The organism is Mesobacillus jeotgali (assembly GCF_900166585.1).
Classification (GTDB): Bacteria; Bacillota; Bacilli; order Bacillales; family Cytobacillaceae; genus Mesobacillus; species Mesobacillus jeotgali_A.
Genome location: NZ_FVZC01000009.1, coordinates 1,476,915 through 1,500,291 on the forward strand (window position 1 = coordinate 1,476,915; position 23,377 = coordinate 1,500,291).

Genomic DNA, 23,377 nt, shown 5'->3' on the forward strand with positions numbered 1-23,377 from the left:
GCCTCATGTTCAAATAAGGAGGTACGGGATCGATGCAAACCCCTGAAGTATTGCCGGGTAAACAGGTCGTATTGTGCAAGGTTAAAGAAGAGGACTTGGAGAATTGGTGGAGCCTGATCCATAATGATGAACATCCAGAGTGGAAAAAGTGGGATTCTCCTTACTATCCGCTAAAGTTTATTGAGTATGAAAAATTTAAAGAACAGATGATTAACTTGATACACCAGGGCTATGATCGAAAATACCTTATTAAAGTCGATAACGAAATCATAGGAATGGTCACTTATTATTGGGAGCACGAATCCTCACAATGGCTCGAATTCGGAATCGTCATCTATCTTCCTGAATTCTGGAATGGCGGATTCGGGACAGATGCTCTGGAAGTATGGATTAATCACCTTTTCGACACCTTCCCGATTCCGCGGATAGGTTTTACGACTTGGTCGGGAAATTCCAGGATGCTCACTGTCGGGAAAAAGCTCGGAATGGTTGAAGAAGCAAGGATCAGGAAATGCAGACTTTACAACGGGAAGTATTATGATTCGATAAAAATGGGATTATTAAGGGAAGAATGGGAAGCGCGTCAACATTAATTAGTGTAGGGATTGCCCACCCTTTTGAAAGCCCTCAACATGAAAAACGCCTTGCACATTTGCAGGCGTTTTATAATTGTAAGTACCTCGTATGTATAAAGAGCTGGTCCATGGACACGCAAATAAACCCTCCTAATGGGGGATCCATATGTATCAACTATTCAAGCAGAAACAAAGCTTTTAGCCTAAATAATTTTGGACATATAATATTCATCATGATATTGACCATCTATACATAATGAATGCTTTTTCGTTCCTTCTATTTCAAAGCCCATATTCTTGTATAAAGCTAAACCAGCCTGATTCTGTGTTATGACTGTCAGTTCAAGCCTATGAAGCCCTATAAGGCTTACCCATTCAAATAATTCACTAAAGAGTTTTGTTCCTACTCCTTCTCCTCGAAATGCTTCTTTTACCCCAATTACCAGGTATGCTGCATGTTTATTTCTTTTAGCATTACCGCCTTTGGCAATTAGATATCCTGCAAATTCTGAACCAGTTACCGCCAGGAAAATGTTTGAGTTGGTTTCTGCCGTAAGTACATTTATCATTTTCCGTTGAGCTTCCGGGTTGAACTGCCTCTCGCCCGGGCCAAACATCATATAATTTGAAGTACTTTCCACTTCCTGTATTAGTCTGGCAAACAACTCTGCATCCTGTTCCTCTGCTGTTCTAATGATCATCTGAATACACCTCATTTATTGAATTGGATTTAATCTGCTAAAAAGAAAAACAGAGGAAGTATCCTCTGTATCATGAAAATATGCCTTTAATACTTTCAATCAGTTCCTTGAAGAAGTTTGAAACTGATTCCAGGAACCCTTTATCGCCAACGGCCTCCTCAATCCTTTTCTGAATATCATTCGAGAGGGTCTCTAATTGAGTTTTTACGTTATCAAAGTTGATATTCAAGTCACGCATCTTATTAAACAGGTCAATAAGCAGTTGTCTGTCTTCAGGGCTTAACTGAATTTCAAGGGTGCTTAATTTTTCATCAATGATTTTTTCAATGTCCTCCTTTGTTGCAGGATTTTGCTCAGCAATTTCCTTTTTGATTTCAGTCAGGAGTTCACTAACTTTATCCTGGTCGAGTCCTTCTTTTTTAGCAAGCTTTGTTGCCAGGTTCAATTCCTCATTCGCCACTTCTGTCCGATCCTTATTGAGGGCTGTTCCGTCCCCTTCGTCATATGCTTTATATATCCCTACTAAGGCAGAGTGGCCCGTAACCTTTACCGGGGACGCAACATCAACAACCGCATCCTCGATTCCTGCCGTCAGCAGCGCGTTGGCATACATTTCATCCGTAACTTCGGTTATGTTTTCAGGAGTGACCTGTTTAATGACCAATCCCTCTCCTGTATCTTTCCTGGTGATTTTTGCTGAGGAATACATGTTAGAATGTTCATCACCATCTATATAGTTAATAAGGTCTTTTCCTGTAACAATGATTTCTTTAACTTTTGAAGGATCCTTCACTCCAAGCAGCTCTCTGACTTCATCCTTTTGTTTTTCAGAAAGGGCTTCACCGTATACAACTATTGGCGGACCAAACTTTTCATTAATCGCTTCCTCCTCATTATCATTTGATGCGAATGCTGGACCAGCGATCATGCCCACCGCAAAAAATAGCAGACTGAATAATGCAGATATTTTCAAAATGTGTTTCAGTTTCATGTTAAGTTTCTCCTTTTCTTACCTATTTTGCGGGATGCCGAAGTCATTCTTCGTCTAATCCCTCCCTTTCTGACATTCCAACGCGTTTTTCCATCCTTTTGACTCTGTACAACAAATTGAAGATCAAGGCTGTCATAAAGCTTAATTGGAGGAACAGAAAGATGCCCACGAAAAAAGCAGAATCAATCTCAAAACCGTAAAATAAGAACATTAACAGGTAAAATACTAAAGTTCCTCCAATAATATTTGCTATGAAAATAAACAGCCAATTATCCATTTTCTCATTCCCTTTTCGATACATATATATGTACGATAATAATTAAATAAAAGTTTCAATTAAAGTCCATTTGAAATATACCATCTCATCAAAAAAATAAAATTGAGATTATCATAAGCTACTGATATATTTCTTCCTTATTTAAATATCTTAGATTTTCTATAGAACTATCTCCATTCCCAAACCCATGAGAGTTTGATGGGAAGGGCGGAAAATATAATCAGCAGCCATGCCAATATGGCCAAAATGATTATAGTCGCGTTCATTTGCTCACCTCTCTCTGTGATGATATTTCGCTAGCGGAATGCAGTGATGATAAAGTACTTTGTCAATGCAAGGTATTCTCTTAAATACGATTTGAATACTGCCTGAATGGGTGTTTTTGCGGGAAGTCCGCTAATCATCAGTCCCTCATTCTCAGCAATCATCTGCGCACGATATATATGGAAATCATTCGTAACAAGAAGTCCTGTCTTTGCTTCTTTCGGTATTAATTTCTTAGAGAATCCTATATTTTCATATGTATTTGTTGATTTATCTTCTAATAAAATCCTTGATTCCTCAATTCCATATTCAACCAACTTTTTCTTAATTGCTTCAGCCTCAGAAAAATCCTCCCCTGGACCCTTGCCACCTGATGCAATTGCGATTGTTTGTGGATTGTCCTTTAAATATTCTGCTGCGTAGTCTATCCGAAATTGGAGTGCAAGTGATGGACGGCTCCCTTTCACACGAGCTCCAAGGATAATCATGTAATCTCCACCTCTTGGTACCTCTTCATTAGCATGGCGGATGATTTGGTAATGCAGAAAAGTTCCATATAAAAGAGAAAGAGACATGCCGGCAATGAGCCATTTTTTTAAAACCATTTTACTCTTCATTTTATTTACCTGACTTTCTATTGATTACTTCCATATTACCATCCTTGATTTGTAATAGTTTGGTTTTTGGAAAATAATTCATAAAAAAACCCGCGAGCCTCGAAAATAGTCGGGGAAATTGTATGAATTTTGTTCCTCCTGTAATTCCTTGTAGCTTCTCCACTACCTTTGCCGAAAAGCAACTAGTTTTGTCAAAGACAAAGGAATAACTAATTGGGACAGCGAAATTCTCTCCATAAGGGGGGATAAGGATGAACACTAGTGCAGTCGCGAAATTGCTCGGAGTGTCTCCGAGCACAATACAACGTTGGGTGAAGCAGGCTAACCTTCAAATGGAACGTACCGAACTTGGACATTACCAATTTTCCGATGAAAGTATTGAAGTCTTGAAAAGCATTAAGGAGCAGCTCAATAATGGCGTGCTTCTTCAGGATTTGAAAGTTAACGGCAGGCAGCAGAGAAAAGCAACAATAAAAAGTGTTAATAGTAATTTAGCACTTGAACAGCTGGTAAAGCGGATGGATGGGTTTGAAAACAAGCTGGGCAGCAAAGCAGATGAAGTGGTTGCCTATCAGATTCTTCAGCATAGAAGGGAAATAGATGAGCTGCAAAATGAGGTAGCAAATTTAAAAATTTTAATCACCAGTATGCTTGAGACCGCCGCTCAGAAAGAAAAAGAATCGGTCGAGGATAATCCAGCCTTATTATCGCCAGTTTCTTCTCTGAGAAAATTCAAAAAGAAAAACTTTATAAGTTCCTTTTTTGGATTTTAAGTATGCACATCAATGATGTGTTCTTTTTTTGCATAAAAAAACAGACCCAAAGTTATTGAGTCTGTTTTGTGGATATCCTTAGTTAGAGCTTCTGTACGTTTGTTGCCTGTGGGCCACGCTGACCTTGTTCAACATCAAACGATACTTCTTGTCCTTCATCTAAAGATTTGTAACCTTCACCCTGGATTGCCGAAAAATGTACGAATACATCCTCGCCGCCTTCACGCTCAATAAATCCAAAGCCTTTTTCACTGTTAAACCATTTTACCTTGCCACGTTCCACGATTGTTGCCTCCTAGCGATTTAAGAAAATTGCAATTTAACCTTGCGTGTTTATTATAACCATCCAGCTGTATTTTAAACTCAAAAAGGATAATTTTTGATAACACTCTTTGGAAGCTGTAATTCATAATAGAAATAGGCTGGAAATTTCCGTTCAGAACGTCTATTATCATTGATTTGTAATTCAAATATCAGGTCATAGAAATACCAACAGGAAAAAAGCAGGAAAGGTTATTAGTAATTTCGCTTCCTATCCTGTAACCCAAAGCAGAGGGTTCTCCATTCACTATAAAACTCCCGGTCAATACATGACCGTTTTGTATCCCTTTTTCGGATACAAAATTTGCAGATGGGAGCTTGACGAACTGCTGATAAATTGAGGGTACACTATCATAACTTTGATGTTTTTCTTCTAATACCAAATCACCATTGCCATCAAATACACGAACTGAGTCTCCTTCCCTCCCAAAAACAGGCTTTTTTACATAAGGGATTCCTTTATCCAGGAAGTAATCAGCTTCAAAATAGGTTGGCAGAAAATATTCCTCAATCCACTGGTGCTCTTCTTTGTTGAAGAAAGAATTGTCATTTTCATGTAAACCCCATATAACCGCCAGTACTGCTTTGTTTTGCAATAAGAAAGCAGATGGCGGGTTCACTACAGCCAATTTCTTTGTTTCGATAAGGTTTAGCATCCACAAACCAATTTTATTACCCAGAGTATCTTCATCCTGGATCAGGCTTTCTATCGGGAAGGTTTGCCTGTATAGTATGTCGATTTTGCGCCCACGTTCATCAAACAGTCCTTCTCCAGGCAGTATTATTAGTTTATTTAAAGGAATGAACTTTGAGGGCAAACCGTACAATTCTTTTAAATATAAAACGGTATTCTTGTCCTCAATATTGTCGTCATGAGAGGTGAAAACAACATATGGATCCACTTGATTCAGCCATTTGGCTGATGCCTGGATTGCCTTCCTTACTGCTACAGCAAGCTGTTCTTCATTTGAGCCATTTGGATTTGCAAGCCCGAACTCTTTCGCGACAAGCCCGTTCACGTGAAATAACTCTTTAATGAAAGTTGGCGTATCGGAATTAATTTCAAGACATTTATATGTATTATTAATCGCAACAAGGTCCAGCCTTGCAATCACACTTTCAGGTAATAAGGTATTAAGTCGTATAAATTTGATGGTTTCACTTGGAAACCCTAAATCCTTTAATATCACTTCGTCCAGTTCTCTCAACAGTTCACACACTTTAAACAGCACTTTGCCAATCCTGAAGGTACAGAGCCGGATTTTATCAACTTCTTGCTGCTCAATCTCAGCTATATCATATAAAGCGTACTCTTCTCCATATAAATCTGGCCAAAAACTGCTGATTTCTTTAAAAAAATTTTTACGCCTTAATTTGTGGCATTCCATGGAAAGCCCCCTATTCGATATGGCTTTCGTGCAGGTCTTTTACATACAAAACATATACTCCGCGATCTTCATCAATTTCTGTTGAGGTTACAGCCATTTGACCAATATTGGGGACATCTGTAATATCTTTTAAGAGATAGCGGATAACATCTAGATGAGTCCGGCAAGGGACAGTGGAAATCAACCTGTAGTTCTCACTTTCAAGATACCTGCGGAATTCAACGTGGATTCCTGATCCCCTATAGCTTTTCTCGTCTAGAACTGAATTGTTCCTTCCCCTGTTCTCGAGGACGAGGATTTCTTCTTCCCCATCCATTTCATTGGAAACTAACTCATACTGGCTTCCTTTGATTACGAAGTAGGTACATAACTGGCGGGCATAGAATTCATCTAAGCCTACATCGCCTGCGGAATATTCAAATAAGGGATCATATCCGCCTTTGCCATCATGAATAAAATATGTCAGTTTTTTCATATATTCTTTTCTCCCTTAATACGAAAGACTCTTTGCAACAATCCAGCCGACAGCGAGTGAAAGTGAGAAGAGAATGACTCCAACAGAACGATTATCTTCTTCGATTGCTTTTTGGAGGCTGTATCTTACTGTTACAACCTCAGCGATAAAAAATACAACGATTTGAGTAAGAATTCCGATAGATCCCCAAATTGCCATATCAAGCAAAGAAACCGAATATTCAGCAGCAGCACCTAGTACAATGGCTAGGCCAAGCATTTTCCCGCCAAGAGAAAGAGCAGCTGCCATGTTCCTCCTGCCTATCAGTTCAAACTCCTTAATTTTAGGAGTTGCCAGCACGAACAAGCCAATCCCGGCGGTTAGCAGAAGGATTCCCAGTCCTAAATAAGCGGCAAAATTTAAGTATAAATTCATTATTAATTCTCTCCCTTAACCGCCAGTCGTGCTTCTCGATCCACTGCCGAATCCCGAGCTTCCCTTAGGCGAAGTGTTTTTATAGTTGCTGTCCAGTCTGGCTCCCTTAAATGATGAGCTGTTTCTATATTTCGTATAATCATTGCTTTTATAAAGCAATGACCGGTTTGCAAAGAACATTCCCGCGAAAAAGTAATGGCCAAAATATGAAGAACGGCGATCGTCACATGACCAGACACCATCCTCAGCATCCCATTCCCAGTCTGAACAATCTGTACCTTCAGGTACAGGAGGAATATCCTGATCCTCAGCGGAACCCCATTCCTCTCCTTCACCTCCAGAGGCATCGTCATTCCAATTCCTGTCTGGAATGGCCTGTGAATTACTGCTGCATGCCGTAAACCCCATCATAAGAGCTGTTGCTGAAATTCCAGCCATAACCTTCTTTGTTTTTTTCATGTTTCTCACCCCTTTTTATTACCATGTTTATTTACGGAAGACTCATTGAAAAGTTTCAAAAATTGAGTCATCCTCTTAAAAGCTCTTCCTTTTATTCTAACACTTAACTTCTTTATAATGCTTCTTTGTATAATTAAGCCTTTCCACAGAGATTATTCAACAAAAGAGTACCATTATAACCAGGAAAAACATTCAGTCCAGATAAATTCCCAATGTTGTACCTAAGCCAAAAGGATGTAGTATGGCCGCTTAATTCCCTTATGGCTTCCCTCCCTCTTTTTAAGGGAAACATTGTTCCTCCTTTATACCCTTATAAATAAGCCTTCATTCCTCAAAAGTATATCTTATCAATTCGTGAAAAATTGCTGCCCTTTTCCTTATCGGTCAATATTCCCCATAAAAAAAATCCTCAAAATTAAATTCTTTTAATTCTGTGTTTCCCAATGCTATTTTTGCTAAAATAATTTCAAATAGGCATAATCCAGCTAACAAAGTAATTCCTGTCATCATTATGACATCTCCTTTAAATTCTGTTTGCCTATACAATAATTTATGGAACGCGTTTCAGGTCAAGAATATTTTTTGCGAGGTTATTTAAATGGCTAATATACGAGAAATTGCCCGACTGGCAGGTGTATCGGTTTCAACTGTCTCTCGAGTATTGAATAACCACCCATATGTAAGGTCCGATAAGAGGGATACAGTTTTGAAAACTATGGAAAGGCTGGATTACAGGCCTAATATTAATGCTGTCCATTTATCACGCGGCAGGACAAATATGATTGGAGTCGTATTGCCTACGATCAATCATCCATATTTTTCAGAACTTTTGGAAGGCATTGCTGAAGAGGCAATGAAGCATAATATCCAGCTGGTGCTTTTTCAAACTGGGTACCATGAAGAAAAAGAATTTGAAGCGTTACAGCAGTTGAGAGGGCAACTCATTGATGGGGTCATCTTCGCATCACGGGCAATGGCATTTGATTCACTATTAAACTATTCCGATGATGGACCCATTGTATTATGTGAAGACTCTGACCAAGAAGAATTTCCTTCAATATCTATAAAACACGTCGAAGCATTCAATATCGGCCTGGATTATTTAATTTCGAAAGGCCATGAAAAAATTGGAATATGCCTGGGAAGACTTGAAGGAACAAATAGCCAGAAACGAAAAGATGCCTACGAGAACAAAATGAAAAGCATTCAAATGAAGCTGCGATCAGAGTGGATAATTGGTCAATGTTTAATGATACAAGATGGCAAGCAAGTCATTGATCAATTTATGAAGATGGAAGAAAAGCCGACTGCCTTTATTGTAGGGAACGACCAGGTCACTGCGGGGATGGTTACAGAGGCAAAAAACTATGGACTTGATATCCCTGGTGATTTAGCGTTACTCAGCTTTGATAACCATCCTATTTCAGAAATACTAAGGATTACGACAATAGACATACCTACGAAGCACTTAGGCATCTCGGCCTTTAAAGCGTTGCTTAAGCGCACAGAAGAAAAAGGATATGCACAAAAATTTATTCTTCCATATAAATTAATTGAAAGGGACACGGTATAACAACCAACTATCACCATTCGGATAATCAAAAATTACTGACAGTAAAAAAACCCGCCTAATTTCAAGGCAGGTAATTTGCAGTTAAACTGTTTTGCGTTCTATTATCCTGATGTTATCATCGGTCATGTGATAATCATGGCAATCCATCAAGATTTTTTTCAAGGAATCAGGCACCCTGTTTGAATCGTATCCGCAAATCGTGATCAGATTTGAAGCCTGAATGATCAAGTCTGCTTCCATCTCATATTCCCCAAGACTCTGGAAGATTTCTTCCTGTTCTCTCCATTCTACATGGGCCCAGGTCTGGATGGGGATATTATTCTGTAAAAAAGGAGAAATCATATTTTGTAAATAACTTAAAATCGTTTCTTTATGGAAATTCCCGCGATAGCAATAGAAGTCGTAATTGTTAATCGTATGGATCATTTCTTGCTCTTTCTCATTAAACAGAGTTTTAATCCTATTCTGGATTTCTGGCATTATACGATCATTTTCAATGATCATGACATGGTTGCCAAGTCCGATAGCGGCAGTTATATACATGATAAGATTATCAATATACTTTTGTTCATCATCGAAATCATAGAAGATGTGCGCACCAGATTCTTTTACAGTCGAAATCAGGTTTTGAATTTTGCTGTGCATTGTTATCAGTCTCCTCCGGAATCCAAGGAAAACAAACAATGAATTCTCATATTAAAAATCTAACCTTAATATTAACATAATTTGTGACGTTAAAATATTAAACTTGTTTTTCACTTTAATGACAAAGCATTTCCCATGGTGAATTGATCTGCTTTGAACAATTTGTTCAGCCTAAAATTTGTGATGATTCTTCTGCCTTTTTTAAAAAATCACCGAACAAAAGAGCGCCCGGTGAGGATTAGATCATTTTAAAGTATACGTATTTAGTTTCCCTGCTTTCTCATTTAAAGCGGATAATGCCTCCTTATACTCCGTTTCTAATTGACCGATAATATCAGATACAGACTGAACTTTATTGATAGCCCCGACTCCCTGGCCAGCTGACCAGATGTCTTTCCAGGCTTTAGCATTTGTCTCCCTCTGCATAGTATCAAAATTGACCGTTTCTTTTTTCTTAAGGGCTTCAGGGTCCAGGCCGGCCCGTACAATGCTTGGCTTAAGCATATTAGCCTTTACTCCTGAAAAAGCATCGGTGAGAATCAGGTCATCTTGTGAAGCTTCAACCACCATCTGCTTATAGTCCTCATTTGCCAAGCTCTCTTCAGCGACAATGAAACGTGTTCCCATATAGGCAAGGTCAGCTCCTGCCGACTGAGCGGCAAGAATCGATTTTCCAGTAGTGATTGAACCTGCCAGCACAATGATACCATCCCAGAAGGTACGGACAGAATCAACGAAAGCAAAGCCATTCAATTCTCCAGCATGCCCTCCGGCTCCATTTGCAACCAGAATAAGACCGTCTACTCCAGTGTCAGCGGCTTTCCTGGCAAATTTCACATCACTTACATCAGAAAACACCAGTCCCCCATATTCATGTACAATTTCCACCACTTTCCTTGGGCTTCCAAGAGAGGTAATGACCAACTGCGGCTTATGCTTTTTTATTAGCGCAAGTTCTTCATCTAGACGGCTGTATGTACTGTGCACCACCATATTCATGGCCCATGGTGCTGTTTTTCGTTCCGGCTCTTCAACTCTCGCTTGTGCCAACTCATCGTTCAGTCTTCCCATCCATTCATCAAGTACCTCAATCGGCCTTGCATTCGGAGCCGGAAATGATCCTATTACACCATTCTTACAGCATGCACTTACTAGATCCGGACCTGAAACAAGGAACATAGGAGCTGCTATTGCAGGTACTGTTAATTGGCTCCACCAGCTTTCAGGGACTGCATTACTCATATTATCATCCTTTCTCCACATGTCAAAATTTTCTGAATATCTTTATCTTAGTTTAATTCACTGAATAATTCAACAAAGACGAAGGTTAAATTATATTAAAAAAGAATCCCACAGATTAATGTGAAGGATTCCTCCGGTATTTTCTGAGAATGTCATTCATGGTGTTCTTCATTCTAACAATAATCGAATCCTCCTCTTCCTGCGAATCCTTCAAATAACTTCGCCAGATGAATTGGCTTACCTCTTCAATAATAACCAGCAAAATGATTGGCAAAAGGAAATACCATATCCAGTCCCACATGTCTCAGGCTCCTTTCGAACAGATATATTATCCTATTCAACTCTTTACCTCATCATGAGCGATAGCTAAACATTTACGATTTTAGTCATTATTCGGCAAAAGGATTTGCAATTATAGTTCTCACAAGTTTGACCCTTAAAAAGCTTTATTCCTCATTTCATTCTATCCATGATATCTTCGCGGTGAATAAAAATGATTACAAGCACCAGAAAACCTGTAATGATGGTTACTTTGGGCTCTGCACCGAGAAAATAAAAACTAACCGGAATCAAAAGGAAAGAACCAAGTCCAGCGAATGTAAAACTTTTCAGAAACGGATAGAGTATAAGAAAGCCTGAAATGATGACCAGGGCAGTAATCGGTTCAAAAGCGAGCATCCCGCCTATAAATGTAGAGATTCCCATTCCGCCTTTGAATTTCAGGGTGACTGGCTTGACATGACCTAAAATGGCCAGTCCCAAACCACCCAGAATAATTTCTTCTGAAAAACCGAAGTACTTTCCAGCCATAATGACAACTGCCCCTTTAAGGGCATCACCAATAAACGTAAGGATGAAAGATACCTTCCCATTAACCCGGCCGGCATTGCGTGCCCCTACATTTCCGCTGCCTTCAACCCTTATATCTTTATTTCCCAGCAGCTTCACTACGAGGAAGCCGGCCATCAAGCTTCCCAGTAAATATGAAAATAGGTAATAACCGATAATAGCCATGTTAGACACAACCTGTCTTTATTTATTAAGGCGTTTTTCTCAAACTTTGTTGCTAACCACTACTAAATAAGATGGATTACCTAAGTTTGTACAAAAAATCCACCATTATGATGAGAAAAGAGCTTGCAAACTTAGTACCGATAATACAAAATCGCTTTTGTCACGAAATAAACGGCTTTAGGTTTTTACAACAATCTTTATGAAAACAGCCTTTATTATTAAAGTTTATTCTGTTAAAAAGCCCTAGATTCCTTCAAATGTTTCTCCATTAGAAAAGGAGCCAGCGACCGGCTCCTTTCTATGTTCTTTGGACAGAAACTTTAGGATTTCTGAAATATTGTTTTCTCATATAATAATAGAATACTAAAAATACAACACCGCTGACTAAGCGCAGACCACTGGCGAGATTCATAGCAGTATTTATTGAACTCATCTGCAGCAAAATAACACCAACTTGCGGTGCGACAAAGCCAATAATAGCTAAAATAATATTATATTGAGCAATAAAGCTTCCTCGATTGTCCTCCAAAGTAACTTCCAGCAGCTGATTGAATAATAAGAGGACAGTTCCTGAGACAAATAGTCCTGAAGTGAAGTTAACGAATGTCAAATAGTACATATTGGTTGAAAGAATTGTTAAAAATGGAGCTGTCGCCATCCCTGTTGCTGTAATTGCCAGCATTTTTGCATTGCTGTGCTTATCTGCCATTCTCCCCCACCATTTAAAGCTGATGATTTGTCCTACCTGGTTCGCCACTGTTATAATGCTGATCCAAAAGCCTGTCATATGAGCAATTTTTATGTTATAAATATTGAACAGCGGCCAAGCCAGCTGCCATGCAAAGTTAAAAAATAAGCCGCAAATCAAAAAATAAATGAATGGTTTATGTTTATACGCGTCCCAGCCGAAATTGAAACGTTTCTGTTCTTTTTTCACTTCTTTTTTTGGCTCGATATGCCTATTCAAGTAAAAAACTTCTGCAATTCCGAAGATGAATGCCAGAATAAAAAGTATCTGATATGGTAGTGGATCAGTTTTATCGAACCATTGAAGACCAATACCAATAATTAATGTGGTGAACATACCTGCAATGGTCAGTATTCTGTTCCTTTCACTGAAAAAGCTGCTTCTTCTGCTGTCAGACACAAGGTCTCCTATAAATGACTGCCAGCTAAGCATGGCGAAGGATCCAGGAAGATTCATTAATCCAATCAATAAAACAAATGTCCAGGCCCTGTACTCCTGAGGCAGGTAAATGACAAGAAACATCCCAATCAAAAAGAAGCGAGTAAACATGATTGACATTCCTGTGAATCTTTTCTTCTCCTGGAGCCTGCTCATGATTGCTGTTCCAAGAATCATTGCGAACATGCCAACTATTTGCGGAAGAGAACTTATTAACCCCACTTGATAATTCGTAGCTCCAAGGACGCCAATCGCAAACAGGGCAAAATAATTATTGCTCATGCTCATTACAATCGTCGAAGCTATACCATTGATAATGCTATTCTTTTCATTCCTCATTGTTATTTCAGAAGGATTTTGCATACATTCCTCTTCTTTCAAACGATTCAAATTATTTTGCATATCGAAATATCCACCTAATTTTACTCCTTCTGTTTTTTACTGGCAACAAGTATTTTTTGTATGAATAAACAAAGATTATTCTGTAAATTTTTTATCCTCAGGCACAAAAAAAGGAGCACAAGGCTCCTTTTGAATTAAACATTATACAAAACCAATTTCAACCTGTTGTCCCGTTCATTTCTTTCTTCTTCAGCAGCAAGGTCATATTTCTTAAGCAAATGAAAAACTTCATTCAAAATATCCTGGGTATGTTCTTCCATAAAAAAACTGCTGAATAAACTTTGTATATCCTCAGGCAGGTATTCCCTTTGTGCCTCGTACTTCTTTTTGACATCTTCCTTGCTGTGATTGATATTGCATTCTCCCATAATATCCCTCCTTACTTTGTATACTTTTAGCATACCAGACTCACAAAAGCTTTACCCTTTTCTTTATTTCATTTTTATTTATATTTTTGACGATAAAATAATAGGATACAACCCATTGTCCGTTGCACTTTAGATCTATCCAAACTGTATTGTTAGATAAAGCATGGAAAGCAAGCCCAGAATGAAAGAATAAGTGGGAAACTTGACATGATTGTCTTCCTGGCTTTCTGGTATAAGTTCTTTGTAAATAACGAACAGCATGGCTCCTGCTGCAAAACTTAATCCAAACGGTACTAAGCCTTCCACTTCTGATGCAAGGAAGTAACCAATTGCCGCAGTCACTATTTCCACTGCCCCTGTGAATGATGCTATCAAAAGAGATTTCATCTTGGACAATTTCTGGTGTATTAAATAAATAGCAACAAGGAAGCCTTCAGGTGCATTTTGCAGACCGATAGCAAAAGCGATGATTGCCCCAAGATTATCCTCACCGGTCCCGTAACTGACGCCGACTGACAGACCTTCCGGCAAGTTATGAAGCGTTATCGCTGTAACAATCACTAATGTTTTTCGATCAACACCTGATAAGAATTTAAAGTCACTGGTATCCAGATTTTCAGTTTTTGAATTGATGATATTGAGGACAAACGTACCTAATAACATTCCAAAACTTAACACCCAGATATTTGATGATTTTAATGATTCCGGTATCAGGCTAAAAGTTGTAGCCGCCATCATGATTCCTGATGCATAACCAAGAAGCAGTGACTTCAGCCTGGATGACACATTATTTAAAAATAAGACTGGGATTGCTCCCAAACCTGTTGCCATCGCAGAGATGACAATGCCCAAAAATGCTCCTGTCATAATTTTTTCCATTGCCTCCTATTTTACAAAAGTAAAATACTATTTCCCTAAAACAGGGAAATTACACTTGGAAAAAATTTATCCTTTGCTATGAGGGAGCAACTAATTCTACTTTTATACGATCTGGATCTTCGAAAAATACTGCATAGTGACTTCTGCCCCCTGCATATGGGTGCCTATCATGATATAGAATCGGTATGTTCTTTTCTATCAGTTTTTCAGTTATCCCATCAACTTGGTTTCGGGAATTAGCATGGAAAGCAAGATGATTAAGACCAACCTTAGAACGATGGTAACCGTCTTTCACAAACTGTTCATCTGCCTGTACAAAGACAAGATAGGTTGACTGGTATCTCCAGCTCATACCTTTATTCCACTTCTGAAAAATTTCATAATTGAGTTCGCTCAAAAACCAATCCCAAAACTCTATTGTTTTATTAATGTCAGTCACATTGATTTCAACATGATGAAGCATGAGCTGAATTCCCTCTTTCTATGCCTTCTTCCGTATCGATAAACTTATATTTGGTAACAATATCATAAAATAATAAAGGAAGTCATGTTATGTATCTGGTTATTTCCGCGGCTGCGTTTATTACTATCGGTTATTTTTGCATCGATTGGGAAAAGTGGAAGGACTTTTATCCAACGATCCAATTTTATATTATTTGCAATTTAATGTATAACATTATATTCTTCAACCATACATTGTGGGCTTATAGCCCAAGAACTTCCTGGTTGAATCATACTTATATCGACCTGGTTTTCAGTTTTATCATCATTCCTATTGTTATCATGATATATCTTGACCATATTCCCGCATCTTTTAAATTAAAAATACTTTATGGAACAGGCTGGATCATACTTTTTACTGTGATTGAATACCTTTTTCAGAAAACAGGCTTATTTATTTATGATAATGGATGGGAAATCATGAGTTCAGCTATCTTTAATATCATTATGATCACCGTACTGGGGATTCACTTCAAGCGCCCTTTAGCCGGCATCCTGCTGGCAATCCCTATAATTGCTATCCTGCTTTATTTCCACCACCCAGCATTTCAAGATATGAAATAGTTTTGAAAATCTATATGTTCTCATCCTTCAGCTTTGCTTCCTGTTCGTCTTTGTTAATATAATAATATTAGGTGAGTATTATGAAAGATATATTCAGGGAGATTTTATGATACGTACAATTTCTGTTAACCAATCAGGTCAGATTCAAACTGGCCAAACGATTCAATCATTAATTTCAGATAACAATCATTGGTATTGGATTGATTTCAGTGATCCAACTGCGGAAGAAATCGACGTTTTGAGAGATCCGCTGAACTTTCACCCATTATCGATTGAAGATTGTATTCACACATTGCAGAGACCAAAACTGGATTATTATGATGACTTTCATTTTTTTGTTTTTCAGGCATTGAATTCTGATTCAATGGAGAAGGAAGAAGTTGATTTATTTCTGGGAGCCAATTATATAGTCACTTTCCACAGTGAAAAAACACCTGAAATTGAAGAAGTCTGGAAGAGATTAGTGCTTTCCAAAACACCTAGTCAGTGGAATCCTTCAATTGTTCTCTATCATGTACTGGATAAAATTGTAGATAATTATTTCCCGCATGTATATCGTATTGAGGATTTATTGAACGAAATAGATGAGAATTCAGCCGACCGCTCAATGGAAGTACTGCTCGAGGATCTATTTGATACAAGGCATGAGCTTCTCTCGCTGAGGCATACCATTACACCAATGAGGGATTTGGTATACAGAATGATTAACTCCCATCGTCTCTCTATAATTCTTGAGCAAAAAGAATATTTTGCAGATATCCATGACCATTTATTGAGATTAGCCGAAAAGGTCGAAGCCAGCCGGGAATTGACAACTGACATCCGTGACAGTTATTTATCGATGAACGCTCATGAAACAAACCGAGTGATGAAGGTACTTACTGTAATCACAACCATTTTCATGCCACTTACCTTCATTGCTGGAATCTATGGAATGAACTTTAAGAATATGCCCGAACTCACCTGGCAATTCGGTTATTTCGGAGCACTTTTTACTATGTTTGCCATCGGAATAACCATGTTTCTCTGGTTCAGGAAAAAGGGCTGGTTCAAATAACAATACAATTGATTTTCTTAGATACGGTATTACGCTGGAAATTAGAAAAACCATTGAGGCACGGCCCTCAATGGTTTCTTTCGTTTGGTTTATCTTCCTCTTCATGCCGCTTAATGAAATCCTCTGCAAGGTTTTTGCTGCTCATTATAAGGCCTGATAAAAAAAATGCTATGGTGGCTTCAAGTGATAGATAATGAAAGGACATCAGAGAAGAAGCAATGGTCCAAAGCAGCCACATATATTTTCCCCAATGATCAGCCATTAACCTCCTCCGCCTTCCAATAAATTTGGGAGATAGTTTCTGCTAATGCTTCCACTGTATTTTTTAACTCTTTCATATCATTGTCGACCCCACCGACTTCAACCACGAGAGAATTTGAATGCAAGTCCTGATTATATATGCCATCGACACCTATACCTTTTTTCGGAAGAACTCCCTTGCTTAAGCCTGGATAATTTTCATTCAATATCTTATGAAGCTCATTTGCAAACTTGAGATTTTTTTGGAAGTTCGGGTTTTCTTCGCCAATGACAAAAACAATTCTTGCATAAGGTTCGTTATTAATCATTGTAGTCGTTGAATCCTTCCTGACGGAATCTCGATGCAGATCTATAAAGTATTCTAATTTCTCATTCCCTGCCATTGCGCTTTGAACCAGGGAACGTGATATGTCATAAGACTTATGTGTTAGCCAGCCCTTTTTATCCAACTCCTTGCCAATATTGGTCTTATCCACGCTAGCGCCTACCCCGCGTTTTTCTAATTCATCTCCAAGTAATTCACCAACAATCGTGATGTTTGTCTTGCCATCTACAGCCTCATTTTCATTCTTCGCACCTTGAAGACCAAGCAATGGCAAGTAAGATTCCCAGCTATGGGTATGGTAAATGAAAACGGATTTTTTTGATGGAGAAGAACCGGAATAATTTTTACCGCTATTGAGCTCCTTCAGTTCCTTCGCTGCCATATTCCTTTCCTGCAACAGCTCATCCATTGGAGGAGCAGATTCAATCGGGATATCGGTAAAATCCACTCCTTCTTCTGCAATGATGAAGTTTGAGTCAAAGGCCATGAAACCCGGAATCTCACTTCTAATCAAGCTGCGGATGTCATTCATTTCTATGTTTGTCAGCAGTTTGAATCCTGTAGAAAAAATAGGGTATTCTGCATTGGCCCCCGTTACAGCATGTCCTATAAGCGGATTCTCATAGCTAATGATGCGTAAGAAGACCTCTGCTCCAATATCCCCATTCACCTTGAATTTAAAAAAGCTGATGTTGGATGAAGACAGAAGGCCTGCAACAAGAAACAAACTAAATGTGCTGATCAATATGATGAAAACCATCATGGTCTTTCTGTATAGTTCAACAAATAGTTCAGCCATTCCATCACCCTTTTGCGTGTGATACGAATTCCAAAAGTGCACACCCTTTTAATCCATGAATATGTAAAAACAAAGATTTTAGAATAAAAAAAGCCTGAACTATTGTCCAGGCGAAAGTAATCAGATGAGAAGTTTGAAAAGGTATTATACTTTTTATCTATTTCCCTTCCATAACGACTGTTTCAGGCAATTTAATACTCTAAAACAAAAGTTTGACTTTTCATAAGGAGAGCTTTCATGTATTGCACCTTGTTAGCATGGCTAAAAATATCTCTTTTTCCAGAAGATGAATGCAGTAATTCCCGCAAGGAGGACAGCCATACTGATTGCAAGAAAGAAGGCATAAGGATTGTGCTGAAATGGAAGATTAACGTTCATGCCATAGAAGCTTGCCACCATAGTAGGGAAAGAAAGGATTATTGTAATCGATGTCAAAAATTTCATCACCATATTTAGATTATTTGAAATGATAGAGGCAAATGCATCCATCATCCCGCTCAAAATGGAACTGTATGTTTCCGCCATTTCAATGGCCTGAGTATTTTCAATGATTACATCCTCAAGTAAGTCTTTGTCCTCTTCATACATTTTCAAATAATTAAAGCGCATGATTTTAGCAAGGACGACCTTATTGGACTTTAATGATGTCGTAAAGTAAACGAGACTTTTCTCAAGAGCAAGGAAGGCATACAATTCCTTGTTTTTCATTGACTGATGCAGCTCACGCTCTATTTCGTTCGTCTTTTTATTGATTTGTTTGAGATAGCGCAAATAGTAAATAGATATAACATAAAGGATCTGCAGGGCAAATCTCGTCTTCTTGAAAGTATAAAATTCCTTTACACGGTTGTTTCGGAATTCCTCCAGTACTGGAGTTTCCTTTAAAGAAATAGTAATGATGCAGCTCGATGTCTGGATAATTCCCACTGGAATCGTCTCATAGATTGGAAATCCTGATTCATCGTGGGTAATATACGGGTAGTCGACAATAATATATACATTGCCATCTTCCTTTTCAATGCGGGGACGTTCTTCATCATCAAGGGCGTCCCTGATAAAATCAACCGCAATCCCTGTTTCATTGGCTACTCTTGTAATTTCATCCTCTGAAGGATGAACCATATTTACCCAGCAGCCTTTGGTGATTTCTTCAACACATGATAATTGTCTTTCTAAATCGCTTTTGAAGATTTCCAACATTTCGCCAACCTCCTCTTATTTTATAGAGGAAGTCAATTACCATTTTTCAGAGTTGATAGTCTTGTAGTATTCAATTGTATCAATTCTATTAGATTATCGACTTCCTCCCGCCTATCGGGATCAGGTTCTATTGAATAACCCAAAGATACCAACTCCTTCTTTTTTCACCTCTTACATCTTACTCCTGACTACATTAAAGTACAATGGATTTTTTCAATTATACAAGGTTCAAAAACTGTATTTTTGAGCTAAAGCCTCAAAAAGAAACTTGACAATATACCCTCATAGGTATATAAATTATATTAGTTACTTTTAGGGTATAAAAAGGAGGAAAATGATAGTGAAAAATATAATCACAAAATCTGTTTTTGCTTTTACACTGATTTTATCTTTGGTGGCTTTTGTTAGTTTTTCACAGCCAAAAGCCGAAGCTGCCACAACAGGCGCCGATGTATTGGTCACTGTCGGTCAAATGGGCGCTGATTCTTATTCCCAAACTTTAGACGGCGTTTTATATACAGTTGACTCAATTGGAATGATGGCTGACAGAATCTTGTGGACTCAACAAGAAATTGGCTTTATGGCAGACAGAATTGTTTATGTTACTGAATTCTCTCAGGATAACACAATAAAAGTGATTTACATGGCAACCGCTTTATGGCCAACCGGCATGAATGATGGAGGATACACATACAAAGTTACCTTAATGCCTGTAGCAATGCTTCCAGCAGGCTGGTAAAAAATGAACTAATTGGCGAACCTCCTTAGGGTTCGCCTTTTTTTATTCATACTGAAGCCCAGCATCCATTTTTTGCTTAGTATCGGGACATTTCCCTCTTCTTCATTAATCTTCAGAAATTCGCCTTATTTACGACCATGCTGGGCTATCAATTTTTCCACGCTTGATGCATGATATTTTTTATTCTTTTCCTGTTTTTCCATAAACCATAAATTCTGTTGCGCTTTCATCACTTTGGTGGATCCTTTTTGTGGCTAAACCAACCCCTGCTCTTGCTGTTTGTATATAATGCGAAAAAGGATAGACCATCTTATAAATATAAGAGTTCTTATCCTCCAATAATCACTCTCCAAGTCCCAAATAAGTTCCCTTAATGCATTAATTGTTTCAGGTTTTTACAAATATTTTTAAATTTATTGAAATACTAACAATATAGCCAAAAGGGTTACAAGTTTTCCGTTACCGAACAAATCATTTATAATGGAAGTTAAATTAGGTACCCAGCCTAATTTTACCAGCATGAACATTTACTAAAAAGTTTCCATTCAAAAAGGAGAAATTATATGCAGCTGTTACAACGTCTGTGGGAGGCTGTCATCCGTTTCTGGAAAAGACGCCACCTGACCCAAATACTGTTATTGGTCTTATTGATTTTTATATTGCTGTCAATTCTTTGGTTTGCTTTTATCGCCAGCAGGGCAAATGTCCAGACTTTAAAGGATGGATTGAACCAGGCAACCACTATTTATGATCGAAATGGAGATGAGGCAAGCAAACTGGCCACAAACCGTACCGGCGGCGTTTCTATTAAAAATATGCCAGATCATGTACCAAATGCCGTGATCGCTATTGAAGATGAACGCTTTTACGAACATAATGGTTTTGATATCAAGGGAATCGCTCGTGCTTTCTTTGGAAATCTATTGGCTGGGCAGGTTACCGGGGGCGGCAGTACCCTTACCCAACAATTGACAAAAAATGCCCTGCTTTCATCTGAGCGGACTTACAAACGCAAAGTGGAAGAACTTTTCCTGGCCGTCGAGCTTGAAAAGGTTTATGAAAAGGACGAAATCATCGAAATGTATTTAAACCAGGTTTATTTCGGCAGCGGTGCATTCGGGATCAATAATGCCAGTAAGAAGTACTTTGCCAAGGATATTCAGGATGTGACGATCAGCGAAGCTGCTCTGCTTGCCGGCTTGCTTAAAGCACCATCCTCCCTTGACCCTTACAATAATTACGATGCTGCCATCAAGCGCAGGAACGTGGTTTTGGCAAAAATGAATGAGTTAGGTATGATCACTGACTCTCAATATAAGAAAGCAAAGGCTGAGGAGATTAGCCTCGAAGACGGTGGCGGTTCACTAGCTGATCGCAAATACCCTTCATATGTAGATGCAGTATTAGATGAAGCAACAAGCAAATATGGACTGACACAGGATGAAATCATGACAAGAGGCTACCGAATCTACACAGAACTTGACCAGGATATACAGTCCGGTTTGGAAAAGGTATACCGTCAGGACCATTTGTTTCCTGATCGGGCAAGTGATGTTTTGGTACAAAGCGGGTCCGTACTTCTGGATCCTAATAATGGCGGAGTCCGGGCACTAGCCGGCGGCCGAGGCGAAAAGGTATTCAGAGGATTCAACCGGGCGACGCACTTAAAGGCCCAGCCTGGTTCGACCATGAAGCCCCTCGCGGTTTACACACCAGCCCTGGAAGAAGGTTACGAGTACGATTCAATGCTTGTAGACAAAAAGATGTCCTTTAAAAATTACAGTCCAAAAAATTTCTCAGATACTTATCAGGGAGAGGTGCCTATGTATAAAGCAATTGAAGATTCAATCAACCTCCCGGCTGTTTGGCTGTTAAATGAAATTGGTTTGAACAAAGGAATTGATGCAGTTAAAAGATTTGGCATCAGGGTGGAAAAAGAAGATCAGAATCTGGCCCTTGCTTTAGGCGGTATGCATAATGGAGTTTCCCCTCTTCGGATGGCAGAAGCGTACTCTGTTTTCCCAAATGGCGGAAAGCGGCAGGACGGACACCTGATTACGAAAATTGTCGGACCGACAGGCCAAGTTATAGCTGAGCATGATGGCTCTACAACTCGTGTAACCTCAAAATCCGTGGCTAATAAAATGACATCAATGTTATTGAATGTAGTGGAATCGGGAACCGGGAAAGGAACATATATTGAAGGAGTCGATATTGCCGGAAAGACTGGGTCCACGCAGCTGCCTTATTCTGATATCAATGGAACGAAAGATCAGTGGTTTGTTGGTTATACACCGAACATCGTGGGTGCGGTCTGGCTCGGATATGATAAGACCGACCGCAAACATTATTTATCCAGCAGCAGTTCCAGAGACGTTGTTCCTTTATTCCGTGCAATTATGGAAGAAACAATGCCCCATATTGAACAAGAGGAATTTGATGTCAAATCAATCAATGAGCGTAAATCTGGTGACATGATTGATTATGAAAAAACCGAAAAGGCAATCAGGGATAAAACAGATAAACTAGAAGAAGAATTAAAAACCCGTGCTGGCCAGGTTGAAGAAAAATTAAAAGAGGAAGCACCGAAGTGGAAAAAGGTTTTTGAACAAATGCAGGACGACGCCGGAAAAGTCGGCGATAAAGTCAGAGATAAATTTCGCGAATGGCAAGGACAATAAAGATAAAAAGAGAGCAGCTTAAGTAGTTGCTCTCTTTTTGTCCATGCACTTCAATTATGGTTATTACTTACCCCGTTTAATAATAAGGCTTCAAAACGTCTTGGAATAAATGCAGGTATCCGGAATTTCACCACTAACTGAAACGGAATCATTTTTTAATATGGCATCTAGAGAAAATCCGAGCTTTTGGGGAATTGCCCTGCTCTTAATGTTTAAGGAATCACATCTAATTTCGATTCTGCGGGCCTTAAGCTCCCTTACTGCAAATTCTGTGATGCCTTTCACTGCCTCTGTTATATAGCCTTGGCCACTATAACGCGAGTCAATCCAATAACCGATTTCGAATTTTGGGACATCCCAATTAATTCTGTGTAAACCTGATGACGCCACAAATTCCCCTGTATCTTTTTTGAATACAAGCAGCCTAAGATCAGAGCGATCCAAAAACTTCAAGTAGCCCTGCCGGATTACGACTTCTGTTTCTTCAACACTTTGTTCCTTTTGGGCGAATGGCATCCATGGTTGAAGTTCTTTTAAAGAAGCATTAATGGACTCGCATGTAACAGCACCATCACCTGGCTTAGGCATCCTGATCAGCAATCTGTCTGTTTCAAATTCACTTGGGAACTCTAATAAAATAGGATTCATATATTCATCTATCCCCTCACTTATTTTCTGATAATTAA

28 protein-coding genes are annotated in these 23,377 nt (G+C 38.8%); 7 read left to right on the plus strand and 21 right to left on the minus strand.

Annotated features, from left to right (window positions below):
• Positions 1–32: 32 nt before the first annotated feature.
• On the plus strand, positions 33–593 hold the full coding sequence (locus B5X77_RS17430; RefSeq protein WP_079509207.1) for a GNAT family N-acetyltransferase: 561 nt from the start codon (positions 33–35) through the stop codon (positions 591–593).
• Between the two features lie 185 nt (positions 594–778).
• Here the strand turns inward: B5X77_RS17430 and B5X77_RS17435 are convergent, their stop codons facing one another.
• From B5X77_RS17435 to B5X77_RS17450, 3 genes are all read right to left on the minus strand, one after another.
• A complete protein-coding gene (locus B5X77_RS17435) occupies positions 779–1,276 on the minus strand; it encodes a GNAT family N-acetyltransferase (RefSeq protein WP_079509208.1) in 498 nt (165 codons plus the stop codon).
• A 70-nt stretch (positions 1,277–1,346) separates the two neighbouring features.
• The gene (locus B5X77_RS17440; RefSeq protein WP_079509209.1) at positions 1,347–2,267 is read right to left on the minus strand and encodes a DUF1002 domain-containing protein; all 921 of its coding nucleotides are present in this window, start codon (positions 2,265–2,267) and stop codon (positions 1,347–1,349) included.
• 573 nt (positions 2,268–2,840) lie between these two features.
• Positions 2,841–3,425: a YdcF family protein gene (locus B5X77_RS17450; protein ID WP_079509211.1), complete on the minus strand. Its 585-nt coding sequence runs from the start codon at positions 3,423–3,425 to the stop codon at positions 2,841–2,843.
• Positions 3,426–3,676: 251 nt separating this feature from the next.
• On the opposite strand from B5X77_RS17450, the gene B5X77_RS17460 reads away from it, so the two are divergent.
• Positions 3,677–4,198, plus strand: coding sequence for a MerR family transcriptional regulator (locus B5X77_RS17460; protein WP_079509213.1), 522 nt, complete (start codon positions 3,677–3,679; stop codon positions 4,196–4,198).
• A gap of 82 nt (positions 4,199–4,280) precedes the next feature.
• On the opposite strand, the gene B5X77_RS17465 is transcribed toward B5X77_RS17460, so the two are convergent.
• The 6 genes from B5X77_RS17465 to B5X77_RS23825 form a co-directional block, all read right to left on the minus strand.
• A complete protein-coding gene (locus B5X77_RS17465; RefSeq protein WP_079509214.1) occupies positions 4,281–4,481 on the minus strand; it encodes a cold-shock protein in 201 nt (66 codons plus the stop codon).
• A gap of 190 nt (positions 4,482–4,671) precedes the next feature.
• Entirely contained in the window at positions 4,672–5,907 is a 1,236-nt protein-coding gene (locus B5X77_RS17470; protein ID WP_079509215.1) for a glutathionylspermidine synthase family protein, read from the minus strand.
• 10 nt (positions 5,908–5,917) lie between these two features.
• Entirely contained in the window at positions 5,918–6,382 is a 465-nt protein-coding gene (locus B5X77_RS17475) for an RNA helicase (RefSeq protein WP_079509216.1), read from the minus strand.
• Between the two features lie 15 nt (positions 6,383–6,397).
• On the minus strand, positions 6,398–6,796 hold the full coding sequence (locus B5X77_RS17480; protein WP_079509217.1) for a DUF350 domain-containing protein: 399 nt from the start codon (positions 6,794–6,796) through the stop codon (positions 6,398–6,400).
• Positions 6,797–6,811: 15 nt separating this feature from the next.
• Positions 6,812–7,255: a hypothetical protein gene (locus tag B5X77_RS17485; protein WP_079509218.1), complete on the minus strand. Its 444-nt coding sequence runs from the start codon at positions 7,253–7,255 to the stop codon at positions 6,812–6,814.
• A 384-nt stretch (positions 7,256–7,639) separates the two neighbouring features.
• Positions 7,640–7,765: a hypothetical protein gene (locus B5X77_RS23825; protein WP_257391844.1), complete on the minus strand. Its 126-nt coding sequence runs from the start codon at positions 7,763–7,765 to the stop codon at positions 7,640–7,642.
• Between the two features lie 88 nt (positions 7,766–7,853).
• Here B5X77_RS23825 and B5X77_RS17490 point away from each other — a divergent pair, with 88 nt between their 5' ends.
• Entirely contained in the window at positions 7,854–8,828 is a 975-nt protein-coding gene (locus tag B5X77_RS17490; RefSeq protein ID WP_079509219.1) for a LacI family DNA-binding transcriptional regulator, read from the plus strand.
• An 81-nt stretch (positions 8,829–8,909) separates the two neighbouring features.
• Here B5X77_RS17490 and B5X77_RS17495 read toward each other — a convergent pair whose 3' ends face one another.
• The 8 genes from B5X77_RS17495 to B5X77_RS17530 all read right to left on the minus strand — a co-directional run bounded on the left by B5X77_RS17495 (position 8,910) and on the right by B5X77_RS17530 (position 15,027).
• Entirely contained in the window at positions 8,910–9,473 is a 564-nt protein-coding gene (locus B5X77_RS17495; protein WP_079509220.1) for an MEDS domain-containing protein, read from the minus strand.
• 243 nt (positions 9,474–9,716) lie between these two features.
• On the minus strand, positions 9,717–10,715 hold the full coding sequence (locus B5X77_RS17500) for an NAD(P)H-dependent flavin oxidoreductase (RefSeq protein ID WP_079509221.1): 999 nt from the start codon (positions 10,713–10,715) through the stop codon (positions 9,717–9,719).
• A 115-nt stretch (positions 10,716–10,830) separates the two neighbouring features.
• Positions 10,831–11,016, minus strand: coding sequence for a hypothetical protein (locus B5X77_RS17505; protein ID WP_079509222.1), 186 nt, complete (start codon positions 11,014–11,016; stop codon positions 10,831–10,833).
• 152 nt (positions 11,017–11,168) lie between these two features.
• The gene (locus B5X77_RS17510; RefSeq protein WP_079509223.1) at positions 11,169–11,729 is read right to left on the minus strand and encodes a glycerol-3-phosphate acyltransferase; all 561 of its coding nucleotides are present in this window, start codon (positions 11,727–11,729) and stop codon (positions 11,169–11,171) included.
• Between the two features lie 298 nt (positions 11,730–12,027).
• A complete protein-coding gene (locus B5X77_RS17515; protein ID WP_139378384.1) occupies positions 12,028–13,317 on the minus strand; it encodes an MFS transporter in 1,290 nt (429 codons plus the stop codon).
• Positions 13,318–13,451: 134 nt separating this feature from the next.
• Positions 13,452–13,685, minus strand: coding sequence for a group-specific protein (locus tag B5X77_RS17520; RefSeq protein WP_079509224.1), 234 nt, complete (start codon positions 13,683–13,685; stop codon positions 13,452–13,454).
• A gap of 135 nt (positions 13,686–13,820) precedes the next feature.
• Positions 13,821–14,552, minus strand: coding sequence for a ZIP family metal transporter (locus B5X77_RS17525; RefSeq protein ID WP_079510285.1), 732 nt, complete (start codon positions 14,550–14,552; stop codon positions 13,821–13,823).
• Positions 14,553–14,640: 88 nt separating this feature from the next.
• A complete protein-coding gene (locus B5X77_RS17530; RefSeq protein ID WP_079509225.1) occupies positions 14,641–15,027 on the minus strand; it encodes a VOC family protein in 387 nt (128 codons plus the stop codon).
• Positions 15,028–15,116: 89 nt separating this feature from the next.
• Here B5X77_RS17530 and B5X77_RS17535 point away from each other — a divergent pair, with 89 nt between their 5' ends.
• Together B5X77_RS17535 and corA are read left to right on the plus strand one after the other, a co-directional pair.
• Entirely contained in the window at positions 15,117–15,629 is a 513-nt protein-coding gene (locus tag B5X77_RS17535; RefSeq protein ID WP_079509226.1) for a CBO0543 family protein, read from the plus strand.
• 106 nt (positions 15,630–15,735) lie between these two features.
• Entirely contained in the window at positions 15,736–16,686 is a 951-nt protein-coding gene (corA, locus tag B5X77_RS17540; protein ID WP_079509227.1) for a magnesium/cobalt transporter CorA, read from the plus strand.
• 67 nt (positions 16,687–16,753) lie between these two features.
• Here corA and B5X77_RS17545 read toward each other — a convergent pair whose 3' ends face one another.
• From B5X77_RS17545 to B5X77_RS17555, 3 genes are all read right to left on the minus strand, one after another.
• The gene (locus B5X77_RS17545) at positions 16,754–16,948 is read right to left on the minus strand and encodes a hypothetical protein (protein WP_079509228.1); all 195 of its coding nucleotides are present in this window, start codon (positions 16,946–16,948) and stop codon (positions 16,754–16,756) included.
• Positions 16,941–18,071, minus strand: a complete 1,131-nt coding sequence (gene spoIIP, locus B5X77_RS17550; RefSeq protein ID WP_079509229.1) for a stage II sporulation protein P — start codon at positions 18,069–18,071, stop codon at positions 16,941–16,943. The genes B5X77_RS17545 and spoIIP overlap by 8 nt, the downstream gene beginning before the upstream one ends.
• Before the next feature lie 261 nt (positions 18,072–18,332).
• A complete protein-coding gene (locus tag B5X77_RS17555; RefSeq protein ID WP_079509230.1) occupies positions 18,333–19,271 on the minus strand; it encodes a magnesium transporter CorA family protein in 939 nt (312 codons plus the stop codon).
• A gap of 340 nt (positions 19,272–19,611) precedes the next feature.
• Here B5X77_RS17555 and B5X77_RS17560 point away from each other — a divergent pair, with 340 nt between their 5' ends.
• Positions 19,612–20,010: a hypothetical protein gene (locus B5X77_RS17560; protein ID WP_079509231.1), complete on the plus strand. Its 399-nt coding sequence runs from the start codon at positions 19,612–19,614 to the stop codon at positions 20,008–20,010.
• Between the two features lie 563 nt (positions 20,011–20,573).
• A complete protein-coding gene (locus B5X77_RS17565; RefSeq protein WP_079509232.1) occupies positions 20,574–22,691 on the plus strand; it encodes a transglycosylase domain-containing protein in 2,118 nt (705 codons plus the stop codon).
• 90 nt (positions 22,692–22,781) lie between these two features.
• On the opposite strand, the gene B5X77_RS17570 is transcribed toward B5X77_RS17565, so the two are convergent.
• Positions 22,782–23,339 carry a GNAT family N-acetyltransferase gene (locus B5X77_RS17570; RefSeq protein ID WP_079509233.1) on the minus strand — a complete coding sequence of 186 codons (558 nt, stop codon included), beginning with the start codon at positions 23,337–23,339 and terminating at the stop codon, positions 22,782–22,784.
• Positions 23,340–23,377 lie beyond the last annotated feature (38 nt).